The organism is Microcoleus sp. PH2017_28_MFU_U_A, from assembly GCF_020738035.1.
In the GTDB taxonomy this organism is placed as follows: Bacteria; Cyanobacteriota; Cyanobacteriia; order Cyanobacteriales; family Microcoleaceae; genus Microcoleus.
On sequence record NZ_JAEQCX010000157.1, the window covers coordinates 1 to 12,677 of the forward strand.

The window sequence follows — 12,677 nt, forward strand, 5'->3', positions numbered from 1 at the left end:
ACGACTCTAAACGGACACAGAGAGAAGGTAAGACCACTTGTGGCACATCTCCGTGAAGTGTCAAGAATCCCCGCGCGTTCACGCCGGGGAGTATGTCAACTGTTAAAGATTTTGCCATAGTAAGCCGTCAAATTTATGGAAGATTGGTCTAAAGATTTTTTTGAAGTCATGGAAAATGCTGTTTCTGAAGTAGAGCATTTTTTCACCGACATCGGCGAAGAGTTTGTCGAAATGCTGGACGTTTTGGCAAAAATTTCGGAAGAGTTTACAGAACAAGTACAAAATAACCTGATTGTTGAAGTTGATGGTTATTTAAATGAATTTGATGGTTATTTAAATGAATTTCTCGAACCAATAATCGAAATTTGCCGGGACTTTGAGCCTGATTTTGATGAGATAGATTCATCGTTTGTGACTTATGTAGACCCTTCGCCAACGCAGCATCCGGTTTGTCGCGGTTGTATGAACTATCACGGTCAAGTTTACGGCGGAAATTTGTTGGTTTGTGCGATGCACCCTACTGGTGTGGAATCGGATAGTTGTCCTGATTGGGAAACTGACGGCGATGTTAATTTTTAAGAGTTTTTGAGGGTTTAATCGCTTATGCTAACGTCAATTCAGTCTCCGTCCAAGATTTCTCTGGAAGAGTTTTTGGTGCTTCCAGAAACGAAGCCGGCTAGCGAGTATGTTGACGGTCAAATTTATCAAAAAGCTATGCCGCAAGGAAAACACAGCACACTGCAAACCCGTTTTGGGAATAGAATTAATCAGGTGGGAGAACCGCAAAAGTTAGCTTTTGCTTTTCCTGAACTGCGCTGCACTTTTGATGGACGTTCTATTGTTCCAGATATAGCAGTATTCGAGTGGTCTCGGATTCCTCTGAATGCTAATGGAAAAATTGAAAATATCTTTCAAATTGCACCGGATTGGATAATTGAGATTTTATCGCCGGATCAAAGTTCCAGTCGCGTAATTAACAAAATTTTGTTTTGTCTCAAAAATCAGACTAAACTGGGGTGGCTGATTGACCCGGAAGAACAATTAGTAATTGTTTTTCAACCGCAGCAGGAACCTGAAATTAAAGAGAATGAAGATGTTTTACCTGTACTCCATGTGCTGTCGGATTTGCAACTGTCCGCGGCAAATTTGTTCGATCTGTTAAGTTTTAATTAGAAATGAGTTACAGTTGAATCAGGATAAAGTTGCATCTAACGGCATTTAAAGGTGAATCACTTAACAGCCAATAATTCGGAATTTGGGTTCCCGAGGATGCCGCCATCGCTGCAATTGCGACAGTATCAGCAACAGGCGGTGGATAATTGGTTTGCAAATCAGGGACGCGGTACGCTGAAGATGGCGACGGGTAGCGGCAAGACGATTACTGCGCTGGCGATCGCCACTGAATTATACAATAAAATTAACCTTCAAGTCCTGCTCGTAATTTGCCCGTACTGCCATCTGGTGAATCAGTGGGCGCGCGAATCGGAGAAATTTGGTTTAAAACCTATTTTAGCTTTTGATAGCGCCCGCAGTTGGCAAAAAAAGCTGGCTGCTGGTTTGTATGAAGTGCGATCCTCTTCGAGGGCTTCGCTAACGGGCGATCGCGCATTTCTCACAATTATCACAACTAACGCTACATTAATGTTGGATAGTTTGCGATCGCAAATCCAGTATTTCCCCGAAAAAGCCCTAATTATTGGAGACGAAGTACACAACCTAGGCGCGCCTCGTTTAGGAGAAAGTTTACCGCGCAACATTGGGCTCCGCCTCGCCCTTTCTGCCACCCCAGAAAGACACTTCGACGAACAGGGAACTGAAGCTATCTTAGATTATTTCGGCCCTGTTTTGCAGCCCGAACTCACCTTAGCCGACGCCATCCGCCAAAAAGCATTAGTACATTATTTATACTATCCGATTTTAGTCGAATTGACCGAATCCGAAACCCGCAAATATTCCTACTTAACTAAAAAAATTGGTTGGGCGCTGTCGGGCGAGGAAAAAATAGAACCAAATGATGCTTTAACAACCTTATTAATGCAGCGGGCTAGGTTGATTGGGGCGGCGGCTAATAAATTAACAGCGTTGCGAGAACTAATGATGCACCGTCTCGACACATCGCATACATTATTTTACTGCGGCGACGGTGCGATCGAAGCAGGTGCGCGCCGCAGCAATCACCGCCAACTCACAGAAACCACAAAATTATTGGGTTCAGAATTAGGCTATCGAGTTAACACTTATACCGCGGCGACTCCCTTAGCAGAAAGAGAAAGATTGCGCCAACAATTTGAGAGTGGAGAATTGCAAGGTTTAGTCGCGATTCGCTGTTTAGATGAAGGCGTTGATATTCCAGCAATTCGCCATGCTGTAATTTTAGCAAGTAGCAGCAATCCGCGCCAGTTTGTTCAGCGCCGAGGACGAATCTTGCGGCCGCATCCGGGGAAAGAAAGGGCAACTTTATTTGATATGATAGTTTTGCCTCCAGATTTGGGTCGAGAAAGTTTAGAAGTCGAGCGTAACTTGCTGCGAAAAGAGTTAAAGCGCTTCCTGGAATTTGCCGATTTAGCTGACAATGCTGGGGAAGCTAGGGTCAAATTGGTGCAAATTCAAAAACGTTACGGATTGTTGGATATTTGACATTTATTCAGGTTCGGTTTATCTTAAAAAGATATAATTATTCGATCGCGGTTTGAGTTGCTAATTTGATTCGCGGACGCACCCAGACTCCAGAGACCCGGTTTCTTCGTAGATTTTCCGTGAGGGGAGAGCAAAACTCGTAGAAACCGGGTTTCTCGCCATGCAGAACCCCTATATTTTTTAATATTTGCAATAAAATAAGTAAATCCACCTAATTCAACGTCAAATACAGATAACTCAAAAGCAAACTCTATAAGCATTCTTCCTTCTTCCTTCTTCCTTCTTCCTTCTTCCTTCTTCCTTCTTCCTTCTTCCTTCTTCCTTCTTCTTCCTTCTTCTTCCTTCTTCCTTCTTCTTCCTTCTTCCTTCTTCTTATGACTGAAAATATGAATGAAAATCTGGTTATGGCTTTTAGATATGGAGATAGTGCGATCGCACCCGTACCGATCGCTATTTTAGCAGAAAAGCGTTCCAGCTATCATACTGACAAAGACTTGAGCGACGTACAGCAACCAATTACCAGCGCGCCGCCGGAAGTCAGACAAATTATCGAGCGCGTATTGGAACTGGAAAAAGATAAACTATATATGAGAGTTCCCCGCTATATTAGCGATGACATTTTGAAAATAATTAAGGAAGCGGTTCTATGAAATTAATGTCAATTGTTCTGTGCAATTTTCGGCAATTTTACGGCCAAACTCCCGAAATTAAGCTAGCTTGGGGCGAACAAAACATCACAGTAATTCATGGCAATAACGGCGCCGGAAAAACAGCTTTAATGAACGGCTTTACTTGGGTGCTGTATGAAAAATTCAGCGCAGCTTTTGCGGTGGGAGAACAATTAGTCAATAAACGCGCCCTTGCGGAAGCCAAATCTGGCAAAAAAGTAGATTGTTGGGTAGAGATTATTTTTGAACATGACACAAGTCGCTATAAAGTAAGACGTGCTTGCCGCGTTTATAAAGGTGAAAATAATGTAGAACATGGCAAGAACGAATTATTCTTGCAAATATCAAAAGATGACGGGCGCTGGATGCCGTCGGCGCAGCATCCAGACGATATTATCGGGCGGATTTTGCCGGAAAGTCTGCATCAATATTTCTTTTTTGATGGAGAACGAATCGAGCAAATTGTCCGTCACGACAAGAAAGAAGAAATTGCTGAAGCTACAAAGGAATTGCTGGGAGTAGAGGTATTGAGTCGATCTATCCGACATTTGGGAGAAGCCAAAAAGTCTCTAGAAAATGATTTAAAAACGATTGGCGGTTCCGAAATCAAGAAACTTTTAAAAGAAAAGCAAAAGCTTCAAGAAGAAAAAGATAAACTTTTACAAAAGCAAGTAGAAGTTGAGAAAGAATTGACCAACCAAGGTGAATTAAAAAAAGTAGTAAATGCTAGTTTGCTGGAACTCAGTGGTTCTGCTGAGTTGCAAAAATTGCGGAATGAATTAGAAATGCAGCAAACTTTGCTTAAACAACAAAATGCCACCCATTTAGATGCTATAAAAAGAGAAATTTCTGTGCGCGGTTATACGATATTTATGTCGGATGTGGCGGCTGAATTTGAAACGCTCATCGCTGATTTGCGGGAAAAAGGCGAGTTGCTTTCGGGGATTCAACGGCCATTTTTGGAACAGTTATTAGTACAGCAGCGGTGTATCTGCGGTGCCCAATTGGTGGAGGGTTCAGAAGCTTGCAAAAATGTCACGGGTTGGATGAATAAAGCCGGTGCTGGGGATGTGGAAGAAACTACGATCCGAATTAGCGATCGCATAAATGAGATCGATCGCCAAATAGCTGATTTTTGGGACGAAATCGATCGCCAACAAAGCAATATCAGTCGCGGTAGATCCGAACTTTCTCGCGTGGAAAGCCAGTTAGACGACATTCACACCAAGCTAAAAAACTTCCCTGACGGCGATGTCAGCCGCTTGCAAAAGCGCTTGGATGAGATTGAGGCAAAAATTGGCGATTTGCACCGAGAAACAGGCTCTAACCAGCAGCAGATTGAGAGTTTGACTGCCCAGATAGTGGCTTTGGACAAGCAAATCGACAAGCAGCAACTGAATGAGGAAAAGCAAGTGTTGGCCCAGCGCCGGATTGCTGCGTCTCAGGATGCGATCGATCGCCTGACAGAAGTGCGATCGCGTTTAGAAAAACAGTTTTGTTCTCATTTAGAAAAGCGAGTGCAAGATATTTTTAGTCAAATTTCTTTTACTCCTTACATCCCCAAATTGAGCGATAAATACGAACTAACCCTAGTAGAAAATACCTCAGGCAAAGAATCTCTAGTCGCCGCTTCGACGGGAGAAAATCAAATCCTCAGTTTGTCATTTATCGGTGGGATTATTGAGGGCGTGCGCGAGTGGAGTCAAAAAAATACTTTGATGGGCCCGGATAGCAGTACCTTTCCCATTGTCATGGATTCTCCCTTTGGCAGTTTAGACGAGATTTATCGCAAACAAATTGCGAATAAACTGCCAAAGCTAGCGAATCAACTCATAGTTTTGGTAACGAAAACTCAGTGGCGCGGAGAAGTAGCCCAAGAGATGGAAAGTGCGATCGGTAAGGAATACGTACTGGAGTACAATTCTCCTAAAGCTGATTGCCAAGAAGATTCAATCTACCTAGGCGGGATGCGCTATGCTTTAGTTAAGCGCAGTCCCGATGAATTTGAATATACAAAAATTGTAGAGGTGGATTATGGCTTTTAGTTCGGCAATTACGCAGGTTTTGGAAACAGATATTTGGGTGAAAGCGACATGGGAAGAGTTTCTAGCCTTCACTGAGGATTCAGCTTGGGAAAAAGGCAAGTTTTATTACGATCGAGAACAAATGAGGGTAGAAATGTCACCAGTAGGGCCATTGCACGCGCGTCATAATTCAATTATCCCGTATGTAGTTATTCTGTTTGCTGCATTGAGAAATATCCGAGTAGTTCAATTTGCTAATGCCAGTTTCCGCAAAACAGGTATTCGTGAGTTTCAACCCGATCTAGCTTACTACATCGGTTCGGATTTGAGGGTTCCTCCTAATGACAGTAATTCACCTGTTAATTTGAATGAATACGATCCGCCTAATTTGGTAATAGAAATTGGCGCATCTTCTTTTAGTGATGACTTGGGTAACAAGCGGTTGCTTTATGAAGACGCAGGAATTAGCGAATATTGGGTTGAACGTGCAAACACGCGGGAGGTTTTTGCCTTTGCAATTAATGGCGGAGGTAGTGGCCGAGTTCAACAGTCGCGGGTTTTACCTGGGCTAGAAATCGCGTTAGTTGAGGAAGCTTTGAATCAAAGTCAAACTCAAGATGATGGAGAAATTAATCGCTGGTTAATTCAAAATTTTAGTCAAGGTTGAAGGAAGTTTGATATGGAAAAAAAGTATTATAAGTTGGTGCGCGATCGCATTCCTGACATTATTCGCGAAAGCGGGAATGAATGCGAAACTGCTGTTTTGTCAGATGAAGAATATCGTCAAGCTTTGCGGCAGAAATTGATTGAGGAAGCTGCGGAAGTGGCTGAGGCTGACAAGGATAATTTGGTGGCAGAATTGGCTGATTTGTATGAGGTGATAGATGCACTGATGCTAAGTTATGGCATTTCGGGCGATCGCATTTTAAACGCACAAGCCAAGCGCCGGGAAAACAGGGGCGGTTTTGCACAAAAAATTATGCTGTTACGAACATTCTAAACAGTTGACAGTTGACAGTTGACAGTTGACAGTTGACAGTTGACAATTGATAGTTGACAGTTACCAATTCCAATTACCAAATGGCTGCTAACAGAATTAGAATTGCTAAAGACAAAGCCGAATTAGTTAAATCCTTAACTTTATCCGACAACAAAACCGGGCCTTTCCAGACTTACGCCGATGTCATCGCCTTCGCCGCCTCCTTGGGAAATAAGCGGAAAAAACGATCGCCCTTAGGGGAAATTTCCAAACGCGAACCCGGTTCAATCGATGTTGATATTTTTGTATCCAGGGGCTACGATATGGCAATCAAGCTAATTGCGATCGCCGAAACCAAAAATCCGCAAATTCTCTCCCATCTCGACGAAAAATCAGAGGCAGAACGCTTGCAAATTTTTGAAGAATATGCTAATGGCGGCCTGGAAATTTTGCGAGAAGAATTTCGGGGTGCAGCCGATTATACCGATCGCCTTTTATTGTTCTTAATTTCTGAAAGGGACAATAAACATCGGTCAAATGAAGAATTCGATTTAAGCAAGTTCTTATTCTGAATTAACTATAAATTATGATTCATAAATACTTAAAAAAAGCTGTAAATTTTTTCGCTTACAGCTACTCAGCATTCATTCTCTGCTATTTGATTCTACGACTGATATTTTGGGATCGGCTGTGGATTGTGGCTTTTATTGGCACTTTCACTCCGTTAATTTTATTGCCAATTTTATTTTTACCCGTACTAGCATTTTCAATTATCAAAAACCGCTGGTTCTCTATTATTTCATCAATTGCCTGCATTCTACTCCTAAGCTGGCTGCACCTCAAATACTTTTCCCCCGAATCAACAACAAGCATCGCCAATTCCCAGCCCAGCCTGAAAATATTATCGCATAACGTCGGTTGGCACGCAACTCAGCCACAAACTTTAGTTAAACTGATAAACCAACAACAACCGAACTTAATATTTTTACAAGAAACCGTTCGCAAACATAGCGCAGCTTTCACTTCGTTAAAAACAGAATATCCCTATCAAATAGACACTCCACCTGTAGCAATTCTCAGTAAATATCCAATTGTATCCAGCGAAATCTTGCACTTAGCCAACCATCCAGAAACGCAGCAGCGGGCAATAATTAAATTTGCAGGGGAAGAGATAGTCATTTACAATATGCAAGCAACCGGGCCGTGGGTTAAAATGTATCAAATATTGCCATCTATCAAAATCCCAGTTTACAAATACAAACAACGTTTTCCCGAAATTCAAGATTTAGTAGAGCGAATTGGGCAAGAAACTTTGCCAGTAATTGTCGCCGGCGATTTTAACATGACAGACGAATCTCAAGACTATGACAGCGTGCAGAAAGTTTTGCAAGATGCTTTCCTCAAATCAGGGTTTGGGTTTGGTTTTACCTGGCCTCACGGTTTCTTTGCGAAAAGAATTAACTTGAACTTAACTTATCCGGTTTGCCGCATTGATTATATTTGGCATTCAAAGCATTGGGGCGCTCAATCGAGTTCCGTTTTACCAGCAACGGAGTCCGATCATTTACCTGTAGCAGCAGAATTAATTTTGTTAAAGTAAGCAAGATTGTGACAAATGTTTTATACTATTAAAATCGAGAGGCACACCCAATGCAAATTACCCTCACCATCCCGATCGCCTAGAACAGCAGCTTCTTGAGAAAGCTAGCCAACTCAACTTACCGATCGAAACCCTGATTTTGCAATCCCTAGGTCAACTGTTTGAAGAAGATGAAGAGGATCTATCTAAAGAAGATATCCTCAACAGCCTCCTGATTGCGATCGCAGGAAGTAGAAGAGGGCAAAGTTCATCCGATCGCAGAACTTTAGGATGGTATTGATGTCTGAACTATCATTATTCAGGTTCTATTGTCAGATCAATTGAGCAACTAGCACATACTTTTAAAAGTATCAATTTAACAAGATTTTACTTTTGAAGCTAATCAATACCAGTCTGCAATCGCGAGTCCCGAAATTCTAGAAAATTCCTTGACATTGTGGGTAACGAGAGTCCCTTGAAGGGCTACGGCTGTCCCTGCAATCAAAACATCGATGGGGCCGATGGGAGTACCTTGTTGCTCCAACTGGGCGCGAATTATAGCAGCCGCAACAGCAGCATCGCGATCGAAAGCAATAACGCTAACTCGGCTCAAAAATTGCTGAAGTTGTTGAGTGCGTTTGGCTGGCGAATTGGATTTAGCAATGCCGACTTGCAACTCAAAAATAACGATCGCAGAAATGACTATTTCCTGAGGAGAAACATTAGCAATGTTTTGAGCAACTTGTCCCTGACCTTTGAAATAGTAGATCAAGGTGTTTGTATCCAAAACGTACATTTACAAACTCTGCCGCAAAATGTCTTGTCCAGATTCAGCACGAATATCCTCGATGGATGGAAAATCTTTTCCCCAAGTTCCAGCCAGGGAAAAAACAAATTCAGCCCAAGGAATTGGAGAGTCTACGGTGTCTGTTTGTTGATTCGCACTCAAATGCTTAGCACAGACGAATTCAGCAAAAGTGAGGATTTCACTAGCTTGGTCTTTGGGAAGGATTTTGGCGATCGCATAAATCTGTTCAGCGATGGTCATAATCTGGTTCTAGGTAAGGTGCAGATTCAATTATACAAAATCTATTTGCTTCCTGCTTTATCAGTATTCCCTGCTGTGGACTTTTTGGCCAATAAAAATTAGGTAAGTACCTGCGGCAATCCCACCTCTTTTGGATGCACAAACCTGCTATTAAAACTAACAGCTTTATCCTCAAAAGTCCTCGCTTGGGCCACCGCTTGCCGCAAATGAGCCCGATCCATATCGTCCTCAATTCCCGCAACCAAATATACAATTAACTTCGTGGCTAAATCCCTTCCAGAAACTAGCATTCGCTTTTTATTCGGATCGTACAAAATCCCGTACCACGCAGACTCAGGATTCTCCATATAGCTAAATCCTTCATCCACATCATACCTGCGGAGTTTGTCGAAAACAGATGTTAGCGACAATTTCTTTCTAAATACTAGAATTCCCAAAGCATTAGCTAAGGCAATTTGACCGACTGGACGAAACAAAATATTGCCCTCGCCACCAGGCTTCTCAAAACTAAATCGGCGCAATTCTGCTGTTTCTTCGCTGCTTTCAATTCTTTGATAGCTGGGCAAAGTTGCTAAATGATCGAACAATTTATGAAACTCTTCTATTCCCTCTTTCAGTTCCTCATCTTCCGGACGCATGGGAATTAAACCTTTTCTTTCCGGCTTCCAATGGGGGAATTTATGTTCTAAATACCGCCCGGCCATATCTTGCAGCGCTTGCAATGTTGTTAACACTGTTGATTTTGCTGCGACTGTGGCGCTGTCCCAATTAACGCGGGGATTTCTATCATCTTGCTCTTTTAATAAGGGATGGGTGACGGCAATTTTGCGGGCGCAGATGGCAAATCCATTATCTTCGTTCAATAATGCTAGCTGTCCCTGACTCAGAGTTACCGCCATCAGGTTAACGTGCACAAAGATCGATCGCACGCGCCGTTGTGCTTGTTGCCGCGTTTCCCCCGCCACAGCCGCCGGGATAAACTCAATCCCGATTTTTTCGTGAGCTAATTTATACACTGTTTCGGGGTCAATTTGATACTCTTGGGCTAAATCTTCGAGAGTAATTGCATCGCCCACAGGTTTTTTGTTTTTGTTGTATCTTTGCAGAATTCCGGTTTTAATTAAACTCATTAAACCTTGAACTCCCATCAGCCGATGCTGTCCGTCTAAGGCAAAAATTGAGACTTTTGGAGATACATCCAACAGCCCTAAATTACCGTTTTTATCAAAGGATATGAATTCAGCGGCGGATTTAGTCGCGACGCCGTTTTCATCCCATTCTTGGGCGTGAGGATTGTCTACCCACGGGGGACAGACTACGACTAAAACTGCGGGGAATTTGTGGGATTTTCGGGCTGCTAAATATTGAGTGAGGGCTGCTTGGCGCGACCAATCTAAGGGGCGCTGAATAATTTCGTCAATGGTTTCGTCGTCGCGGACGATGTTGTTGGTTTGGAGGTCGAATTTTTGCCGGAAAAGCGGCATTTGCGAGGCGAAACGGACGCGGGAGTCTAACCATTCTAGGGTGACTGAACCGATGTATGCTTCGCTGCTTCCCATCTGGGTTTTTTGTACGAAAATGCGATCGTCTTTTCCTAAATAATTGTCTAATAACAGTGCGATTTCCTGTCTTTCGCGATTTTCTTTTTCCAAAAATTGAATAGCGAGGTCAGCCGCTGGATTGGTAGTCATAGGGAGTTTTTATATAATTTACGCTGTGTTTCCAAAAATATCATAGGTTAAAATTTATGTCAACTCTTGTTTTTTAAAAAGCATTGTGAAATACTGGAGTTGTTAAGTTATGAGATTCAAGCCGCATATCATAATTTGTGCAAAATGTCAAGACTTTATCTAAGTCGCAGATGAAGAATTGCGATCGCCCAGGGTTGAGATTTATCTCCGGCTTCACAAAAAAATATGTCTACTCCTTCCTTTGAATACATTTTGCCGGCGATCCGGGGAATTCAAGCGGGCCGCGAATATTACGTATCGATGTGTCCGGTGCGTTTTTTGCCGAAATTGTTCCCCTTAGATTCTGAAGAATTACCGCCGTCTTTGCGGGCGAAACGCGTGCTTAACCATGCTAGGATTCCCGAAATTGCTGATTATTTTGTCAAAAATTCTGGGAATTATACTTGTGGGGCGATCGCCGCTTCTATTGATGCGGATATTACTTTTGAAGCTGTCGGAAATGAAGCGGAAGAACGCAAAATCGGTCGCTTGCGTGTGCCGATGGATGCTAAGTTTACTATTAATGACGGACAGCATCGGCGCGCCGCTTTTGAGATGGCTTTGAGGGAAAATCCGCAGTTGGGATACGAGACGGTGGCGCTGATTTTGTTTCTCGATATTGGGTTGGAAAATTCGCAGCAAAAGTTTGCCGATTTGAACAATTTTCAAGTTCCTTTGGAGTCGTCGCTAAGTCTACTTTACAACCACCGGGGCGATTCGGCTGTGGTGCTGAAGGCGGTTGTTAAGCAGGTTGAGGTGTTCCGCTGTTTGACGGAGATGGAGAGGGGGAGTTTGAATGGGCGATCACCCAAATTGTTTGCGCTAAGTGCGATCGATCGTGCTACGATAGCTTTGCTGTCCAACATCCACAGCAGCAAACACGCGAAACCCCCTCGTTACCGCGCCACAAAACAGGAAAAACAGGAAGAACTTACTCAGCAAATACAACAGGCGGTTAGTTATTGGAATGTCGTCAGCAGTTTTATTCCAGATTGGCAATTAGTTCTGCACAAGCAGGTTGCGGCGGGGGAAGTACGGCGGAATTGCGTGCACTGTCATAGTGTTGTACTGGAGAGTTTGGGGGAAGTTGGGGCTGTTCTGCTGGCGGTTTTTCCCAATAATTGGGAGGAACATTTGAGCCTTTTGCAGCAGGTTGATTGGTCGATTTCTAATCCTGATTGGGAGGGAGGAATTTTGGTAAAAGGGGGGATTTCTAAGTCGAGGGCGAGTGTTAGTTGGATGACTGATTATTTAAAGGTGAAGCTGGGCTTGTAAACCGCAGATTCAGGAAGATAATATTTGTTAAAGCCATCCTAGCTCGGCTTTTGCTGCCTCGACTGCCATTTTTACAGCACTAGCACTTGCTGTTATTTTATAGGATGCTCTTGGATTACTAGAGCTGGAGTTAGATAAAACAACATTTCCCTCCCAAATATGGCTTGGTCTAGACCAATCCAGTTGTGCCAATTCCGATACTTTTTCATGAGCAAAATCTTGGCTGCTATCTGTGTCATAGGTACAGTATAGCAACCTACCTAAAACTTCTAGCCCTACACTTCTACCTAAAATGCAATATTCCTTAAACTGATTAACATCTTCAACACTCAAATCTTCAACGCTGGTTTCAAAAATATGTTTAGTCTGACTACATTCTGAAAAAAAATTGTTAAGACATATAGCCAAAATATTTGATGATTCGGCAACGTCATAATCTTTGAGTTCATCAATTGGGCCGTCAGTAAACGCGCAACTCACCAATTTAGCTATAAAATTAGTTGTGTATATAAGTTTCCTTTTACTGTCGGGATTAGTTTTAATTTTATCGGCTTTTCCATGAAACATTGGCACTTTTTCAAGTAAGCTTTTGGTGATACCAACCCGACCTTCAAACTCACCGAATGACAAAAGCAATGGGGAGCATCCCACTTTTTGACTAAGTAGAAACACCTAGCTTGATGTCATTATTTAAATACGCACATCTCAGTCTTAAAATTTGAGGCACATTTTTTTCG

At 42.7% G+C, this 12,677-nt stretch carries 15 protein-coding genes; 11 read left to right on the forward strand and 4 right to left on the reverse strand.

Going from position 1 to position 12,677, the window contains the following annotated elements:
• The first annotated feature begins 135 nt into the window (after window positions 1-135).
• The 10 genes from JGK14_RS31200 to JGK14_RS31245 all read left to right on the forward strand — a co-directional run bounded on the left by JGK14_RS31200 (window position 136) and on the right by JGK14_RS31245 (window position 8,188).
• The gene (locus JGK14_RS31200; protein WP_293179265.1) at window positions 136-579 is read left to right on the forward strand and encodes a hypothetical protein; all 444 of its coding nucleotides are present in this window, start codon (window positions 136-138) and stop codon (window positions 577-579) included.
• A gap of 24 nt (window positions 580-603) precedes the next feature.
• On the forward strand, window positions 604-1,173 hold the full coding sequence (locus JGK14_RS31205; protein ID WP_293179267.1) for a Uma2 family endonuclease: 570 nt from the start codon (window positions 604-606) through the stop codon (window positions 1,171-1,173).
• A 96-nt stretch (window positions 1,174-1,269) separates the two neighbouring features.
• Entirely contained in the window at window positions 1,270-2,637 is a 1,368-nt protein-coding gene (locus tag JGK14_RS31210; RefSeq protein ID WP_293179321.1) for a DNA phosphorothioation system restriction enzyme, read from the forward strand.
• A gap of 386 nt (window positions 2,638-3,023) precedes the next feature.
• Entirely contained in the window at window positions 3,024-3,287 is a 264-nt protein-coding gene (locus JGK14_RS31215) for a hypothetical protein (RefSeq protein WP_325315890.1), read from the forward strand.
• The gene (locus JGK14_RS31220; RefSeq protein ID WP_293179273.1) at window positions 3,284-5,350 is read left to right on the forward strand and encodes an AAA family ATPase; all 2,067 of its coding nucleotides are present in this window, start codon (window positions 3,284-3,286) and stop codon (window positions 5,348-5,350) included. Before JGK14_RS31215 ends, JGK14_RS31220 begins: the two co-directional genes overlap by 4 nt.
• On the forward strand, window positions 5,340-5,996 hold the full coding sequence (locus JGK14_RS31225; RefSeq protein WP_293190648.1) for a Uma2 family endonuclease: 657 nt from the start codon (window positions 5,340-5,342) through the stop codon (window positions 5,994-5,996). The genes JGK14_RS31220 and JGK14_RS31225 overlap by 11 nt, the downstream gene beginning before the upstream one ends.
• 12 nt (window positions 5,997-6,008) lie before the next feature.
• Window positions 6,009-6,329, forward strand: a complete 321-nt coding sequence (locus JGK14_RS31230) for a nucleoside triphosphate pyrophosphohydrolase (protein WP_293179279.1) — start codon at window positions 6,009-6,011, stop codon at window positions 6,327-6,329.
• Between the two features lie 80 nt (window positions 6,330-6,409).
• The gene (locus tag JGK14_RS31235) at window positions 6,410-6,880 is read left to right on the forward strand and encodes a DNA phosphorothioation-associated protein 4 (RefSeq protein ID WP_293179324.1); all 471 of its coding nucleotides are present in this window, start codon (window positions 6,410-6,412) and stop codon (window positions 6,878-6,880) included.
• 14 nt (window positions 6,881-6,894) lie between these two features.
• Window positions 6,895-7,908, forward strand: coding sequence for an endonuclease/exonuclease/phosphatase family protein (locus tag JGK14_RS31240; protein ID WP_293198217.1), 1,014 nt, complete (start codon window positions 6,895-6,897; stop codon window positions 7,906-7,908).
• A gap of 139 nt (window positions 7,909-8,047) precedes the next feature.
• Window positions 8,048-8,188: a hypothetical protein gene (locus tag JGK14_RS31245; RefSeq protein ID WP_293179285.1), complete on the forward strand. Its 141-nt coding sequence runs from the start codon at window positions 8,048-8,050 to the stop codon at window positions 8,186-8,188.
• 102 nt (window positions 8,189-8,290) lie between these two features.
• Here JGK14_RS31245 and JGK14_RS31250 read toward each other — a convergent pair whose 3' ends face one another.
• The 3 genes from JGK14_RS31250 to JGK14_RS31260 form a co-directional block, all read right to left on the reverse strand.
• Window positions 8,291-8,683 (reverse strand): type II toxin-antitoxin system VapC family toxin, encoded by a 393-nt coding sequence (locus JGK14_RS31250; RefSeq protein ID WP_293198218.1) that lies wholly within the window; start codon window positions 8,681-8,683, stop codon window positions 8,291-8,293.
• The gene (locus JGK14_RS31255; RefSeq protein ID WP_293179291.1) at window positions 8,684-8,935 is read right to left on the reverse strand and encodes a DUF2281 domain-containing protein; all 252 of its coding nucleotides are present in this window, start codon (window positions 8,933-8,935) and stop codon (window positions 8,684-8,686) included. It lies immediately after the preceding gene.
• A 98-nt stretch (window positions 8,936-9,033) separates the two neighbouring features.
• Window positions 9,034-10,626, reverse strand: coding sequence for a DGQHR domain-containing protein (locus JGK14_RS31260; protein ID WP_293179294.1), 1,593 nt, complete (start codon window positions 10,624-10,626; stop codon window positions 9,034-9,036).
• 225 nt (window positions 10,627-10,851) lie between these two features.
• On the opposite strand from JGK14_RS31260, the gene dndB reads away from it, so the two are divergent.
• Window positions 10,852-11,940 carry a DNA sulfur modification protein DndB gene (gene dndB, locus JGK14_RS31265; RefSeq protein ID WP_293217949.1) on the forward strand — a complete coding sequence of 363 codons (1,089 nt, stop codon included), beginning with the start codon at window positions 10,852-10,854 and terminating at the stop codon, window positions 11,938-11,940.
• Between the two features lie 27 nt (window positions 11,941-11,967).
• Here the strand turns inward: dndB and JGK14_RS31270 are convergent, their stop codons facing one another.
• Window positions 11,968-12,570 carry a DNA sulfur modification protein DndB gene (locus JGK14_RS31270; RefSeq protein WP_325315891.1) on the reverse strand — a complete coding sequence of 201 codons (603 nt, stop codon included), beginning with the start codon at window positions 12,568-12,570 and terminating at the stop codon, window positions 11,968-11,970.
• Window positions 12,571-12,677 lie beyond the last annotated feature (107 nt).

Bases quoted from the DNA above. Each gene is read 5' to 3' on its own strand.
- JGK14_RS31240 (WP_293198217.1), top strand. From the start codon at position 6,895: ATGATTCATAAATACTTAAAAAAAGCTGTAAATTTTTTCGCTTACAGC.
- JGK14_RS31215 (WP_325315890.1), top strand. From the start codon at position 3,024: ATGAATGAAAATCTGGTTATGGCTTTTAGATATGGAGATAGTGCGATC.
- JGK14_RS31210 (WP_293179321.1), top strand. From the start codon at position 1,270: ATGCCGCCATCGCTGCAATTGCGACAGTATCAGCAACAGGCGGTGGAT.
- JGK14_RS31225 (WP_293190648.1), top strand. From the start codon at position 5,340: ATGGCTTTTAGTTCGGCAATTACGCAGGTTTTGGAAACAGATATTTGG.
- JGK14_RS31255 (WP_293179291.1), bottom strand. From the start codon at position 8,935: ATGACCATCGCTGAACAGATTTATGCGATCGCCAAAATCCTTCCCAAA.
- JGK14_RS31220 (WP_293179273.1), top strand. From the start codon at position 3,284: ATGAAATTAATGTCAATTGTTCTGTGCAATTTTCGGCAATTTTACGGC.
- dndB (WP_293217949.1), top strand. From the start codon at position 10,852: ATGTCTACTCCTTCCTTTGAATACATTTTGCCGGCGATCCGGGGAATT.
- JGK14_RS31200 (WP_293179265.1), top strand. From the start codon at position 136: ATGGAAGATTGGTCTAAAGATTTTTTTGAAGTCATGGAAAATGCTGTT.
- JGK14_RS31205 (WP_293179267.1), top strand. From the start codon at position 604: ATGCTAACGTCAATTCAGTCTCCGTCCAAGATTTCTCTGGAAGAGTTT.
- JGK14_RS31250 (WP_293198218.1), bottom strand. From the start codon at position 8,683: ATGTACGTTTTGGATACAAACACCTTGATCTACTATTTCAAAGGTCAG.
- JGK14_RS31230 (WP_293179279.1), top strand. From the start codon at position 6,009: ATGGAAAAAAAGTATTATAAGTTGGTGCGCGATCGCATTCCTGACATT.
- JGK14_RS31235 (WP_293179324.1), top strand. From the start codon at position 6,410: ATGGCTGCTAACAGAATTAGAATTGCTAAAGACAAAGCCGAATTAGTT.
- JGK14_RS31260 (WP_293179294.1), bottom strand. From the start codon at position 10,626: ATGACTACCAATCCAGCGGCTGACCTCGCTATTCAATTTTTGGAAAAA.